Source organism: Kovacikia sp. CALU 1929 (assembly GCF_056784235.1).
In genome coordinates this window covers 27415-41260 of sequence record NZ_JBXBCF010000101.1, presented here as the reverse complement: position 1 = coordinate 41260, position 13846 = coordinate 27415, and the positions used below count along the sequence as shown (strand labels likewise).

At 49.7% G+C, this 13846-nt stretch carries 15 protein-coding genes and 1 pseudogene; 9 read left to right on the top strand and 7 right to left on the bottom strand.

The features are described from left to right. Positions 1-13: 13 nt before the first annotated feature. Positions 14-136: pseudogene (locus AC1S52_RS29010) on the bottom strand (photosystem II q(b) protein); the annotation flags it as partial. Between the two features lie 278 nt (positions 137-414). On the opposite strand from AC1S52_RS29010, the gene AC1S52_RS29005 reads away from it, so the two are divergent. From AC1S52_RS29005 to AC1S52_RS28990, 4 genes are all read left to right on the top strand, one after another. Then, positions 415-612 carry a hypothetical protein gene (locus tag AC1S52_RS29005; protein WP_482032533.1) on the top strand — a complete coding sequence of 66 codons (198 nt, stop codon included), beginning with the start codon at positions 415-417 and terminating at the stop codon, positions 610-612. Positions 613-636: 24 nt separating this feature from the next. Then, complete coding sequence (locus AC1S52_RS29000) at positions 637-786, top strand: hypothetical protein (protein ID WP_482032532.1); 150 nt, start codon at positions 637-639, stop codon at positions 784-786. 151 nt (positions 787-937) lie between these two features. Beyond that, positions 938-1978 (top strand): M23 family metallopeptidase, encoded by a 1041-nt coding sequence (locus AC1S52_RS28995; protein WP_482032531.1) that lies wholly within the window; start codon positions 938-940, stop codon positions 1976-1978. 85 nt (positions 1979-2063) lie between these two features. Next, entirely contained in the window at positions 2064-2936 is an 873-nt protein-coding gene (locus AC1S52_RS28990) for a Uma2 family endonuclease (protein WP_482032530.1), read from the top strand. A 43-nt stretch (positions 2937-2979) separates the two neighbouring features. Here AC1S52_RS28990 and ribE read toward each other — a convergent pair whose 3' ends face one another. Then, the gene (gene ribE, locus AC1S52_RS28985) at positions 2980-3645 is read right to left on the bottom strand and encodes a riboflavin synthase (RefSeq protein WP_482032529.1); all 666 of its coding nucleotides are present in this window, start codon (positions 3643-3645) and stop codon (positions 2980-2982) included. A gap of 398 nt (positions 3646-4043) precedes the next feature. Between ribE and AC1S52_RS28980 the strand changes: the two genes are divergently transcribed. The 4 genes from AC1S52_RS28980 to AC1S52_RS28965 all read left to right on the top strand — a co-directional run bounded on the left by AC1S52_RS28980 (position 4044) and on the right by AC1S52_RS28965 (position 7164). Further along, positions 4044-4559 (top strand): bifunctional nuclease family protein, encoded by a 516-nt coding sequence (locus tag AC1S52_RS28980; RefSeq protein WP_482032528.1) that lies wholly within the window; start codon positions 4044-4046, stop codon positions 4557-4559. Next, positions 4556-5686: an aldo/keto reductase gene (locus tag AC1S52_RS28975; RefSeq protein WP_482032527.1), complete on the top strand. Its 1131-nt coding sequence runs from the start codon at positions 4556-4558 to the stop codon at positions 5684-5686. Before AC1S52_RS28980 ends, AC1S52_RS28975 begins: the two co-directional genes overlap by 4 nt. A gap of 241 nt (positions 5687-5927) precedes the next feature. Then, on the top strand, positions 5928-6431 hold the full coding sequence (locus tag AC1S52_RS28970) for a late competence development ComFB family protein (protein WP_482032526.1): 504 nt from the start codon (positions 5928-5930) through the stop codon (positions 6429-6431). A gap of 10 nt (positions 6432-6441) precedes the next feature. Further along, entirely contained in the window at positions 6442-7164 is a 723-nt protein-coding gene (locus AC1S52_RS28965; RefSeq protein ID WP_482032525.1) for a hypothetical protein, read from the top strand. Here the strand turns inward: AC1S52_RS28965 and AC1S52_RS28960 are convergent. Next, positions 7124-8311 carry an extracellular solute-binding protein gene (locus tag AC1S52_RS28960; protein WP_482032524.1) on the bottom strand — a complete coding sequence of 396 codons (1188 nt, stop codon included), beginning with the start codon at positions 8309-8311 and terminating at the stop codon, positions 7124-7126. The two genes, AC1S52_RS28965 and AC1S52_RS28960, sit on opposite strands and share 41 nt — an antisense overlap. 780 nt (positions 8312-9091) lie before the next feature. Between AC1S52_RS28960 and AC1S52_RS28955 the strand changes: the two genes are divergently transcribed. Then, positions 9092-9463, top strand: a complete 372-nt coding sequence (locus AC1S52_RS28955; RefSeq protein ID WP_482032523.1) for a hypothetical protein — start codon at positions 9092-9094, stop codon at positions 9461-9463. An 8-nt stretch (positions 9464-9471) separates the two neighbouring features. Here the strand turns inward: AC1S52_RS28955 and AC1S52_RS28950 are convergent, their stop codons facing one another. The 4 genes from AC1S52_RS28950 to AC1S52_RS28935 all read right to left on the bottom strand — a co-directional run bounded on the left by AC1S52_RS28950 (position 9472) and on the right by AC1S52_RS28935 (position 13699). After that, positions 9472-10710: a nicotinate-nucleotide--dimethylbenzimidazole phosphoribosyltransferase gene (locus AC1S52_RS28950; RefSeq protein ID WP_482032522.1), complete on the bottom strand. Its 1239-nt coding sequence runs from the start codon at positions 10708-10710 to the stop codon at positions 9472-9474. Then, on the bottom strand, positions 10710-11549 hold the full coding sequence (locus AC1S52_RS28945) for a DUF2232 domain-containing protein (protein ID WP_482032521.1): 840 nt from the start codon (positions 11547-11549) through the stop codon (positions 10710-10712). The genes AC1S52_RS28950 and AC1S52_RS28945 overlap by 1 nt, the downstream gene beginning before the upstream one ends. A gap of 175 nt (positions 11550-11724) precedes the next feature. Continuing rightward, positions 11725-12081, bottom strand: a complete 357-nt coding sequence (locus tag AC1S52_RS28940; protein ID WP_482032520.1) for a hypothetical protein — start codon at positions 12079-12081, stop codon at positions 11725-11727. Between the two features lie 508 nt (positions 12082-12589). Beyond that, on the bottom strand, positions 12590-13699 hold the full coding sequence (locus AC1S52_RS28935) for an S-(hydroxymethyl)glutathione dehydrogenase/class III alcohol dehydrogenase (RefSeq protein ID WP_482032519.1): 1110 nt from the start codon (positions 13697-13699) through the stop codon (positions 12590-12592). Positions 13700-13846 lie beyond the last annotated feature (147 nt).

Sequence of the window (13846 nt, the reverse complement as noted above, 5' to 3'; positions counted from 1 at the left end):
ATGGTAGCGGTCAGAGAGTGGGGATCATCAACACGCCAAACCAGCCTACATACAGGCGGTTTTCGGTGCTGGTCACCCACTCGCAGAACTGACTCCAAAAGCTTTGGCGCTCAGCGCGCTGTAAAGTTGTCGTCATGGTTCTAAATGAGTGCTTGATGTAACGTTTTATTCCGAAGCGGCGAGTAACCGCTTGAGATAAGTTTACATCTATTCATTTATTTTTGTAAAGGGCTGATTTCATCCTACTGTTCAAAAAAAGGGAGATAATCGCTCAAAGCTTTGTTCAAAAAGGTTTTTGAGCTTTAAGGATTGGCGGGCAAATATTAATTCTTACAAGATCGGCCTGATTTTTCTTAATAATGTTGAAGTTCTACTGGCTTCGCCAAAACCCTCAGATCAGCCTGAATCAACCCTTTGAAAGGGCTTTTAGAACCTTTTTATCCTTATTTTAAGGAGCGATCGCTAATCCAGAATCGGCAAGATAGTCAAGTGCCTGGTAGCCTGGGGCGTAAATCTAGCCCTGATTCCGTCGTGCAGGCATTTTGCCTGCACGACGGTTGCAGAATTTTTAGGTTGCTTTACCAGGTTTTGGTAACCAGTTGCGCCCTTTGAGTCAAGGATAAAGTCTTCCACTCAATGCCACTTCAAACGATGGGGACTGAAATCACCGATGCCCCCGCCTTTTCGTCCAATATCGACTTAGAAATTTTGCTGAAGCCAGGTACAATCATTCTGAATACGGCGACCAGACCAAACTATTGTTCGGGCTGGATGCCTAAACGCTGAAGTGGATTAGGCGTAATAATGAAGCCGTAACATACCAACCCCTTGAATTACGGCTCAATTATGGAACCTGTCTCCCTTCGTTAACGACTTAATAACTTCAACCAACTAGCTCCAGCTAAACGGTACCGCTTAATTTGATGAGGAATGTTCAATGATTCAAAATTTTGCCTTTCAGCCTTGGAAAAGTCAGGCTCCAAAACGCTGTCTGGTTCAAGGGATTGGTTTAATCGGAACAATTGGCATTCTCAATAGTGGACTTGCTCTGGCTCAAACTGCTCCGCACGAGTTGGCAATTCCGGAACTGCCACCTGAATTTGTTGAACCTTCCTCTTCAACATCCCCTGTAGTACCCGAAGTACCCGATGTCGTCCCATTACCACTCTCCTCAGATTTTTCCCCTGCTTCTCCAACCGCATTGGATAGAGTAGAGGTACCAACCGTCGTTTTACCGGGGTCTAAGGCGGGATATGATGCCCCAACATCGCTTGTTTTGTCGGAACGGTCTAGCGGGTGTCAGACGGTGCTCAGGAATGGTCAAGCAGTTCCCGGAAGCATTTGTCCACCACCATCTATTGTCCCGTTAGAAGTGGCTGACGCTAGTGGAGTGCATCGTGGATCTGCCGCCACACGAGTGGGTGATCTGAGTTTCGTGAACCCCTCTTCAAACGTGTGGGACTACTACAAACGAACCGTTCGCCCACCCGGTCGATTAGGGAATGGCAATATTCGGCTTATCTTCCCGCTGGCAATTCCAGCTCCCATTTCTTCTATGTTTGGCTGGCGCACCCATCCGATTACGGGTGATCAACGCTTTCATGCTGGCACTGATCTGGCAGCGCCCATGGGTACCCCGGTACTGGCAGCCGTTGCAGGTCAGGTCGCGATCGCTGATTTTCTGGGTGGCTATGGGCTTGCCGTGAGCCTGGAACACAATAAAGGCAGCCAGCAGACTCTCTATGCCCACCTATCTGAAATCTTTGTCAAACCAGGAGAGTGGGTGAAGCAGGGTGAAACCATCGGGCGGGTAGGCAGTACCGGCAATTCTACCGGACCCCACCTGCACTTTGAGTTTCGTCAACTCAGCTCTGAAGGTTGGGTGGCAATGGATGCTGGTCAGCAGTTGGAATATGCTCTGGCTCAACTGGTGAAAGCCATGCAAGTGGCGCAAAAAGGGCAATCCACCAAAGGCTAGGGACCCTGGTGTGCTCGTCTTTCAGGTTCGCAGAGTTGGGGTAGAGTGAGTAGTAAGACCCGTTGATTCGCTACTCTACCTCAGCATGTATCTTTCCAACTTTAAGTATCCGGTCGAGCAAACCGATCCACCCCGCCCTCCCAGGGAAACGCTGCCCACGATGTATGATCTGCCCAGCGAAGACCCGGAGGAACCTGGTTTGCCTGATGAATATCACGACCTTCAGCCCCAGTTACTCAGTGCAACCCTTCGTCTACAAGACTACCTATCCGATCAAATTTTTACAGCCAGCGATCTGAATATTTACTACGATGTTCGGCATCCGCTGCGGTACAAGCGCTCAGACTGGTTCGCCGTGGTCGGCGTACCTCGGCTTTATGAGCATCGAGACCTGCGGATGAGCTATGTCGTCTGGCAGGAGGGTGTCAATCCGTTTGTGGTCGTCGAGCTTTTGTCACCGGGTACCGAAGATGAAGACCTGGGGTTAACACAGCGCGGAATTGATGAGCCTCCAACCAAGTGGGAAGTTTATGAACAGATTCTGCGGATTCCCTACTATGTCGTGTTCGATCGCTATACCAACCACTTGAGAGCCTATTCCTTAGTTGGTGCTGCCTACGAGGAAATCCCTTGCCAGGAGTCAAAGGTTTGGCTACCGTCGTTAAAGCTGGGATTGGGGCTATGGCAGGGCGTTTACCAGGGGGTCGAGCGGCAATGGCTGCGGTGGTACGATAGCGAGGGGAATTGGGTTTTAACTGAAGCAGAAGCTGAACAGCAGGAAAAGCGTCTGGCTCAACAACAGACACAACAGGCACAGGCACAACTGGAAGCCGAACGCCAACGGGCAGAAGCCGAACGCCAGCGAGCAGAAGCTGAACGCCAGCGGGCAGAAGCGGCAGAAGCGAGGGCAGCGGCTTTAGAACAGCGATTACGAGAATTGGGAATTGACTCTGATTAATTTCATTCTGACTGCTTGAAACCTGAGTAATTCAAGCGATCGCTCACAAATATCCGTGTTCAACCAGAAAATCAGGGGTGAGGCGATCCGTACCTGCTGACTCGCTAACCGGTGCCAATCGGAGAAACTTTTCGACATATTTCCCCAAAATATCCCCCTCCAGGTTGACCGGACTGCCGGGGCGAAGGGACTGAAGATTCGTTTCCCCGTAGGTGTGGGGAATGACCGCAACCATAAATCGATAACCAGAGGGGTCACAGTCAGCCACAGTCAGGCTGACACCATTTACGGCAATACTGCCCTTGGGAATGATGTAGCGGGCAACCCGTGGGTCATCCGTGGTGAAGGTCATTTCCCAGGAAGTGGCGGTTTGGGCGGCTTCCCGTAGGTGCCCAATGCCGTCAATGTGCCCGGTGACAAAATGTCCACCCAGCTTGCTTCCCACCCGCAAAGAAGTTTCCAAGTTCACCGAAGTTCCAGGAAGGTTTCCCAGGATGGTGCGATCGCTTGTTTCTGGCGACACCACGGCAATAAATCCTTGAGCCAGAATTTCCACAACCGTCAGGCAAACCCCATCCACTGCGACACTATCACCGATCGCCAAGCCAGCCAAAATCACTCCTGATGAGGCGGGTGAGCAGGTGATTTGTAATTTATCCGCTCCAAGAGGTTGGAGGGTTCCTAAACCTTGAATCAGTCCAGTAAACACTCGTTTTTCGATAAGTTTGATTTAGAACCAGCTAATCGCCCCAATTGCCCCCAAATTGCCCTCCAGCAGAATTTAGAAGTCTTTATTTAGACTGTCCAATTTGGAGGATGATCATTTAGGATTAGGGCATAATTCAGGGCATACTGAAGTATCAACTCACTTAAATCGTGATATGGCTGGCTCACTTGGATCTTAACTATGTTCTCCTTTCTCCCAGTGTTTTTTGCCTTCACTGCTTGACTCAGGATGGCACAGGCTGGTTTCGTTGCTGAAGAAATAATCTCGGCTAAGGTTTTCCCAGAGTTAGGAATACATTAGTTCGCCAATGGACCCCCCAGTCCCAACGTGTTCTCCTACCTTATTTTTTCCTTCCTTCAGGTATTCTAGGGGCTAAGACAATGATTGAAATGAGAGTCGCTGGAATTGCATTGGATGCCGCAACCCGCAGTCCAATTGTGCTATTAAGAGATTCCACCGACCGGCGGCAGCTTCCCATCTACATCGGGCAAGATCAGGCAAAGGCAATTATTAATGCCTTAGAGAATCAGGCTCCGCCTCGTCCGCTGACCCATGATTTGCTGGTTAATATGTTGGAAGAGTGGGACATGACCCTGGAGCGGGTGGTAATCCATTCTCTGCAAGACAATACCTTTTATGCATTGCTAACGGTTTCTCATGGGGAAGTCAAGAAGGAAATTGATGCTCGCCCCAGTGATGCAATCGCGATCGCCCTCCGCACCAACAGCCCGATTTGGGTCATGGAAGAGGTGGTTGCCGATGCCTCCATTCCCGTTGACCGGGATGCCGATGAAGTCGAGCGCCGTGCCTTCCGTGACTTCATTTCTAACCTGCGTCCAGAGGATTTTGTGCAGCGAGGTAAGTTTAGCAGTAGCGAAGAAAGCAGCAACAGTTGAAATACCGTCGTTTCGGCAAAACGAATCTTCCGCTGTCAGTCTTTTCCCTGGGCACCATGCGGTGTCTGGGCTCGGAGGAAGTCTTTGATCAGACCGTACAGCAGGCGATCGCCCTGGGCATCAACCATTTGGAAACTGCTAGTGGTTACGGTAATAGCGAGGTTTTCCTGGGAAAGGTTTTCAAATCGAGGTTGCCTGTTCCCCGAACCCAACTTTACATCACAACTAAAATTCCTCCCACCGCCAATGCTGACCAGATGGCACGCACCATTGATGACTCCCTCGATCTCCTGGGGTTAGATTATCTGGATGCGCTGGCAATTCATGGCTTAAACACCTGGCAACATCTGGAGTGGATTCAGTCTGAGCAAGGCTGTATGAAAGCGGTTCACCGGGCAGTTGCCGATGGCAGAGTACGCCATGTCGGGTTTTCAACCCACGGCTTGCTGGAGGTGATTCTGGCAGCGATCGCCACGGATTTATTTGAGTTTGTTAATCTGCACTACAACTATTTTTTTCAGCGGAACGCTTCTGCGATCGCCCTCGCCGAGCAAAAAGACCTGGGTATTTTCATCATTTCCCCTGCCGATAAAGGTGGTTTACTTTACACTCCACCTGCCCCACTGGAACAACTTTGTCAGCCATTGTCTCCCCTGGAGTTGAATTATCGATTTTTATTAAGCGACCCCAGAATTACAACGCTCAGTGTGGGTCCTGCCAACCCGAAAGAGTTACTAACCCCTCTAGCGATAGCCGATCAGGATGATGCCTTAACCGCAGTGGAAGCAGAAATACTGGAACGCCTGGAAGCTCATCAGAATAATCTGTTGGGAACAGACCAGTGTCATCAGTGCTACGCCTGTCTACCCTGCCCAGAGGGCATTCACATTCCAGAGGTGCTGCGACTCAGAAATCTGGCTGTAGCTTATGAAATGACCCAGTTTGGGCAATATCGCTACCGGATGTTTGAAAATGCAGGGCACTGGTTCCCAGGCAACAAAGCCAATCGCTGTACGGATTGTGGCGATTGCCTGCCCAGATGCCCAGAAAATCTCACGATTCCTACTCTTTTGCAGGATGCCCATCAGAGACTAAACGGTAAACCGGGGCGTAGGCTGTGGGGTTAGTTTTAGATGGGTTGGATTAGTATGGAGAGACTGTGGAAGCTTGAAATTAAATCCTTCCATTTTTATTGGCAGGTATTAAAATCAATTTTAATCTTACGGTTTCTCTAATTAGATTTAGGCATTATGTTAAATAATAATTATTAATCAATCGGCTGTTATCTTTAAAGTGTGGGTATCGCATCTCGGTCATTCAATTTAATTGAATTGATTTCTGAAAACCATTGCTGTTCCTGAAGTCACCATGAGTACCACGCAACCTGAGCAAGCCCAGACCTACCGCAACGTGATGGAATCCCTGGTTGTGGAAGAAGTTGAAAAACAGTTCCAGCGACTGCCTCCCAAGGTTGCCAGTTATGTGAATAAAGCCGAGGTGGTTGCCTACGCGCTCAACCGCCTTCCCCCCCTTTATGCCACCAGCGAAAGAGGTTGGCAGCAGCAGCGAGAGCGGGCACGGCGGGGAATGGATCATCAAATCATGACGGCGGTCAGACAGGCGATCGCGGCTGTCCAGCGAGACCCGCTGCGGGCAGTAACCCCGCTCAAAGTTGAAGAAGAGCAAGAATCAATGGCAGCCCTGCATGGGTTGAAAGATTTGCTGGGACGGGAGGAACTTTCCTGGCGAGATCTGGTCAATGCAGTTGAAAATGCCCTTATCAAAACAGCCCGTGGAGAAATTACCTGGCGTAAGCGAGCAAATACCTCTACTCAGCGCAACGAATGGAATGACACGCGCTACCTTCTCTAGGTTTCATGTCATGCCGCGATTGAGTAACCGCTGTCACTCGGCTAAAGCGGTTTGGGGTGTCTTGGTTCTAGTGCCTTTCTGGGTGGGGCTAGGGCAGGCAACAGGGGCGATCGCCCAGGTTCGTGAGCCGCCTCAACCAGGATCGATGCCTGAGTTGCAACCTGCTCCAGAACCCCTGGATCTTACCCTACTGAATCCTGCTTATACCCCATCTTCGGTCGTTACAGCGACTACAATCTCCCAAACTGGGTTAACTATTCCCAGCCTGTGGTGGATTTGGGAGCAGTATGCTGACCGCGAGTCATTTGGCAGGCAGTTGATGGAAAACTGGATTGCCCACCCGCCTCAACCAGCCAGCCAGCCTGGGCGGATTGATTTTGTAGTGAACCGCCAGCTCTGGAGTTCGCTCGACTACCTCCAGCGCTATAGCTTCATTCATAAATTTGGCTCAGTTGCCAGAGATTATGGCTACAATACGCGGGTCTTTGACAACCGGGCAAACTTTCTGGGTGCCTACACCTGCGACTTTAATTCCCGCACAGCAGGTTTGCCAGATGGACTGCGATCGCAACCGGCAAAGTCCCTTTCCACAAACCCCTCTGCTAAATATTCACCGTTTATTCAGCCCGCTCAAGAGGTGAATTGTGCCACCTTGCTCGACTACAACGGTAGTTCCAGTCTGCGCGGGCGACCTACTGGCGCAGGCGCTTCCATTCTGCCTGGTAAGCCTTAGTAGTCTTTTCAGGTAAAGGCTTGAGAAATTCGCTCACTTTAAGCGTCTGTTGGTCGAGCAACAGTAACGGATTAGACCGTAGTTCCGGGGGTAAACGGTCGGGGGCTTCCTGCAAAATGATGGGGGAAGCCGCCTGAGTGAGCATAGACAGTTGGGTCGCGATGGTTGGTTGCCAGCAAAAATCAATCCAATCCGTGACCAGGGATGGAATCTCAGGCTTGTCTCTGACTGGGCGGACCCAAAGATCTGCCCACAAGGCTGTTCCCGATCTCGGGACGATCGCCGCAATATCTCGGCTCCTCTGCATTGAGCGCAACACATCGGTAGACCAGCCGACGGCTAGCCAGGTGTCTCCCAAGACCAGGGGTTGTAAATAATTATTGGAACTATAAAGCTTCACTTGCTGCTGCAAGGCATCCAGTTCAGACTGTAAATTGGGCACTGAATTAAGGTCTAGGGTGTTGTAAGACTTACCCAGCTTTTTCAGGGTCAGCCCAATCACTTCACGGGCTTGATCGGGTAGAGAAATCTGGCGGCGCAGATCAGGTCGCCAGAGGTCACTCCAATCTGTTGGAGGCGGCAAGCCCCTGGACTTAAAGATATCCTGACGATAGGCAATGACGGTACTACCCCAACGATAGGGCGCTGCCCAGATTTTGCCTTTAGGGTCTAGCTCTCCTTCATCGTTGCGGGTGACCAGGTTTTTCCAGCGCGCATCCTGGGTCAATAGATTCCACCCTTTTAGTTGAATAGGGTCAAACGGTTGAATCAGCTTTTGCTGAATCGCTTGACTCAACCAGTAGTCACCCAGAGTAACCAGGTCAGAAATCGTTCTCTGTTGAGAATTTCCTAAAAACGGAATCCAATCAAAAAAGCGGTTAGAAGGGGGAGTTTGGTTTCCTTGCTGTTTCCAGCTTTGCAGTAAGGAGAAGAGGGATTGTAGCTGTAACTCTGGGGAAAAATTTAGGTTCGCCTGTTTAGAAGCCTGGTTTAAATAGCTGTGAAATTGACTGAGAACCTGAGGTGGAATGGAGCCGTTCAGCATTTGCACATTTAGAGTAGGGCGATTCTGCCCACCGCATCCTACTAACAGATGGCTCAATCCTAAGCTGGTAGTGCCAATTAAAAAAGAACGTCGGTTGATCATAGACTGGTCAGCATTTAATTGTTGAAAACAGGTTGAATTCAATCAAATCAGGTTAAACCTCATCCAAGTTGAGAATTGGAAATTCCTCCAAGGAAAAACTGCGGGTTTCTAAGTTGGTGAGGTTTAGCTATCCTTTCAAAATAAAAATAACCCGGTTTAATTGCCACTTATTATTTCCTGTAGTCACTAGTGAATCAAGAGAAATTCTTTAGTTTTAATATTTTTTTGATGGCTCAATTTGTCTATTTTGTTTTTCAATTAGATGAAATTTATGGCTGATGCAAAGCACTGAAAGACTTGGAAGATCATCGAGGGGTTGGAACCGCTTCTAACCCCAACACAGGCTGTAAAGTATACCCTGTATAGTCGCCAGCCTGCACCAAAGGCTTTACGGGACTCTAAAACCTGGGACAGGGCTAATCGAGATTTCTTATTCTAGAACACTAGAAGCCATATGATGTTTCAGAGCAATTCCCGATCAAGCCGTTCAACCCTTTGTTTTGCTTTGAGTATAGCAATTAATTTATGAAGCTAATTCAGAGCAACGCGGGTTGAATTCCATTGATTAATGCAGGATTCATAGGAAGCCTGATAATCTAGGGTTAAGACATTGTTAATTCAGGATAGCGCGGCTCAGAAAACTGTATTGAAAAAGACGATTCTCTTCCTATGGATTCAATCGGAAAATCAAAGGTTAAATGATTCAGCAGTTAACCCCAAGTTTAAGGAGCGATATCTAGAATGAGTGGGTAGAACTTACTATCCGAACTGGGGCACTGAATGGACACGTTACAAAAACAAGTGAGCATCTTAAGCAATAAAGTGGATGCTCTGTATCAGTTGATTGAGCAACTAAGTGGTAGGGTCTCGGAGGTGGTTTCTGAGTGCCGATTTGGTTCCGATCAAATCCAACGTTTGGAAAGTGGGGTAACTCCTGGCTATCGCACCTATCAAGGGTATACCAGTTTTGATGCGGCGATGGAGCACAAAGACGTTTTGGTGGATTCCAACAGTCCAGACTCATCCGGGCAAAGTGGTGAAAAGCAAATTTCGCCCGAAATCCAAATTCAACGTTTAACCGCCCAGTTAACGGCTGCCTACAACCGGATTGCAGCTTTAGAAGAGCAGCTTCTTTCCCAACGAATTCATTAGGCGGTGACTTATTTTTCTAGTGGCATGGTTGATGCATTGATCCGTTGATAGCGTTCTGCCAAGTGCTCGATCGCCCCCAGCAGTTCTCGTTGTCCCCAGTGTTGATAAAGATGGGCAGCGATCGCGCATCCACCGGCTCCCACCCCCTCTTTAACAAAGCCCTGCTCATATGCTCGCAGTTGATAGAACCGTGAACTGGCAAAACTGAGTTGGCTGGCGATTAGCGGTACCGGGCCAATTAATGTTGCCAGCCCAACGGTGTCGCCGGTCAAATCCTCTGCCACCCAACGAGTTGTGCCCACCACAATCTGCTCTGGCTTCCAGGGTAAATTGTGATGTTTGGTAATGGCTCTCAGTAGTGCATAGACCGCCAGCATTTGGGTTCCCCCTGCCAACAATACGCCAGCAGACCGACTGGCAGCGATTGCCATCCCAGCCACCGCAACCTGCATCGGATCGCCCACTGCTGCAACTAAAGTGAGGGGGGAGTTAGGTGTCGGGTGGGTACAATCGGGTACCTGATGTCGGGCTTCGGCGTGAACGCTCAGCCGAACGGCGTCGGGGCGCGCGTATTGGAACCCTGGCCCAAACTCTGTTCCCCATACTTTTCCCCACCATCCTGCCTGCTTCAAACCAGATGCAACTAGTCCCCATTTCTGCTGATGGTTGCATCTGGGGTGGCTGCTATTCACCTTACCCGCTGCCCCAATCCCTAAGCCAGTTAGGACTGCCAGTGCGGTGGTAGTACCTCCAACTACACATTCACTTAAGATGACATAACTACCAGCCGCCTGGGCAGCCAGCTTTTCACCCCAGTGCAGCCCTGCCTGTAATAAACCCTCCACGGTTGACCGATCCATCGCCTGTCCCTGGCTCAGACATCTAGCTGGGGAGCCACCCAGGTCGATCGCTGGTACCGCTGGAGCATGAACCAATCCAGCATTGAACAGATAAAGCGGGATCCCTTGGGCTTCAAGAATGGCGCGGGAAATCAGAACGGGTGATGCGCCCATCTCCAGGGGAGGTAAGGGATATCGGGGAGCAGCCTGGGGACCGTTATAGAGGAACTCCGCATCGGCGATCGCTGTATACTGGCGATCCGCCGGTGTAGCACCCGCCGCCGAAATTCCCGGAATTAATCCGGTTTCTGTAAAACCCAACACACAGGCAAAAATTGGAGCCTGTCCCCGATAACGTTCTAACCAGGACTGTCCCTGCTCTCTTTGGGTATAAACGTTGATTGCCATCACTCGTAATCCATCAACACCCGCACCCACCTGGGCGGTCGGGGAATGGGATTACCGAGCCGATCCAGCAGGTACCAGGCAGCCAGGTGGACAACAAACATATAAATAATATTTCTCAGAAAGACCATAACCGTAACGGCAATTTGCACCATCCATAAATTGGGCTGAATCACCAATCCCAGCTTAACGAACAGCCAATCTAGAAAATCCGTCACCTGCGCAGTTGCATATAGCCAGAGGTCATCACCTAAAAGCAGGGATACGAGCCAGATACGGAAGAAAAAGCCAAAGGTACAGAGGAGGGAACCAATTGCGATCGCAATTGCCCAACTCGCTCTTCGTTGCCAGAATACCCCCAACAAAACCCCCAGAAGACCATAGGGAACCACATAAAGAATGCTGCGAGCGGGTCCCATCAAGACACTCAGCAATAGGGCGGAAACCAATGCCCCCATCCAGGCGGCACGACTGTTCCAACGCAGGTAGATGAGGGCAATGGGGACAGGAAAAAAGATTTGTAACAACGGTCCCATCGGGAAGTAGTAGTTCACTAACCAGATGAGACTGGCGGCACTTGCCAAAAAAGCAGTTTCCACCATGATGATGGGACTGTCAGAATCCAAAACTCGACGGGCACTATGAAAAGGCGCTGCCGAGGGTTCTTCTAGTAAGTGCTGTCCCTGTTTAAGTTTCTCTCCTGTGCCGGTATCCACTCTGGAAAGTTCTCTTTCGGCTTCTTCCCAGGCAGCTTCCTCATCCTGTTTAGATAAATCAGAAGCAGCCGGTTCATAACCCTTGTCGGCTCTTCCAGAAGGCTGGTCATTAAAGGAATTGCTCATGTACTCCTAGGGAAGGCATCTGCTCTACTCTAGATCCAAAACGCAGGTCAAGAGCAATCGGTCATCGGGCATTACCTGAAACAATGGGGTACCTTACCTGGATTTAAATCTCATCCAAGTTGAGAACTGGAGATTTTTCCCAGGAAAAAACAACGGGTTTCTAAGTTGGTGAGGTTTAAGATTGATAAGCAGAACGAAGAACCAAATGCCTCAAACTGAATAATACCTTACGCATACTAGGGGAATGTAAGACTGCCCACAAATTAACTCCCAGGCAAATTCCCCCCAATGCCAGCAGAATGTGGGTCTGGACAGCTACAACACCAATTACAAACCAGGTCAGGACGTGGAGTATCATAACTCCGGCACATAGACCAGCCAGTGCTGCGGTTCGTCGTACCCAAATTTCGTGTCCCAATGCTGCCAGCAGAATTGTTTGCAGAGTGATCAGCAGATTAATCGGCACCAAGACGGCACAAATTGCCACACAGTGGGTATGAGAAAACTCAAGCAGGCTAGCGAAATAAGTCATAAGTCTCTTGAACGGGATGGATTTTAGACCCTGAGATTTAGAGTATAACGAACGGTATATGCCTGTACTTCCAGATTTGCAGTTTCTATTCAGTATTTCGGTTCAGTAGCCTCGGCAACTATTCGCTAAGCGTTTACGCAGGTTAGAAGCACCTATACATGTAAAACTTGCCTCTACCGGTTAAGGAACCCCTTGAATTTCCCGAGTCCGCGTTGGTGAACCTGGTTCATGCTGTCGCGGTTTTAATCACCTGAGACTTTTCTTTCAAGCTATACATTTGGTTTAACTAATAACATTTAAACCTGACTGGCTATCTGTTTACACCCTCTTAAGAGAGACGATCGCCCCCAACATTGCATTTAATTTGATTTACAGTGGTTTGCAGACGAGTGCCACACAGGCGATGCCTTTAGATGAATGCGAAACAATGGATCGGTGTGGCATACATGAATGAAAATGGCTGTAAGATGGCGTTCTCCAGGCAGGTAGATCTCAAATGGGTGTCTGCCTAAAACGTCAGTACCGTGCGAATCGCTTCGCCTTTGTGCATCAGGTCAAATGCCTCATTCACCTGCTCAATCGGCATCACATTCGTGATCAAATCATCGATATTGATCTTGCCTTCCATATACCAGTCCACAATTTTGGGAACATCCGTGCGTCCCCTCGCTCCCCCAAAAGCAGAGCCTTGCCATACCCGCCCCGTCACCAACTGAAACGGACGGGTGCTGATTTCCTGCCCTGCTCCAGCAACCCCGATGATGGTGCTGATGCCCCAACCCTTGTGGCAACATTCCAGTGCTTGGCGCATGACTTTGACATTGCCAATGCACTCAAAGCTGTAGTCCGCTCCGCCCTTAGTCAGTTCTACTAGGTAAGCAACCAGATCCCCTTCAACCTCCTGAGGATTGACGAAATGAGTCATGCCTAGTTTCTCTGCCAATGGACGCTTTTTAGGATTCAGATCGACTCCAACAATCATATTGGCTCCCACCATTCGGGCTGCCTGGATCACATTCAGCCCAATGCCGCCCAAGCCAAAGACCACAACATTGGCTCCTGGCTCTACCTTCGCTGTGTGGATGACGGCTCCAACTCCGGTGGTGACTCCACACCCGATGTAACAAACCTTCTCAAAGGGAGCATCCTCCCGAATTTTGGCGACGGCAATTTCGGGTAACACTGTGTAGTTAGCAAAGGTTGAGGTCCCCATGTAGTGATGTAGCATCCTGCCACCCATCGAAAAACGACTGGTGCCATCGGGCATCAACCCTTTGCCCTGGGTAGAGCGAATTGCCTGACACAGGTTGGTCTTACCGCTAAGGCAGTACTCGCAGTTACGGCATTCAGGGGTGTAGAGGGGGATGACGCGATCGCCCGGTTTAACCGACTGAACGCCTGATCCCACTTCCACAACTACCCCCGCGCCCTCGTGCCCCAAAATTGCTGGAAATAACCCTTCAGGATCGGCTCCAGAAAGGGTAAAGGCATCTGTATGACAAACGCCTGTGGCTTTGATTTCCACCATCACTTCCCCGTCTTTAGGCCCTTCGAGTTGCACCGTTTCGATGCTCAGGGGTTGTCCTGCTTCTAAGGCAACAGCGGCTTTAACATCCATAAATCGGCTCCTGCGGTCAGTTCTTCTGAACAACGGTTCAGGTGTAGAAACTATGCCACATTTACCGGAAGTTCGGCACTGGGTTAATTGACTTTAAACAATCGGGAAGCGAAGTGTGGATTGAGTAACTTCTCTGGTTACATCTGC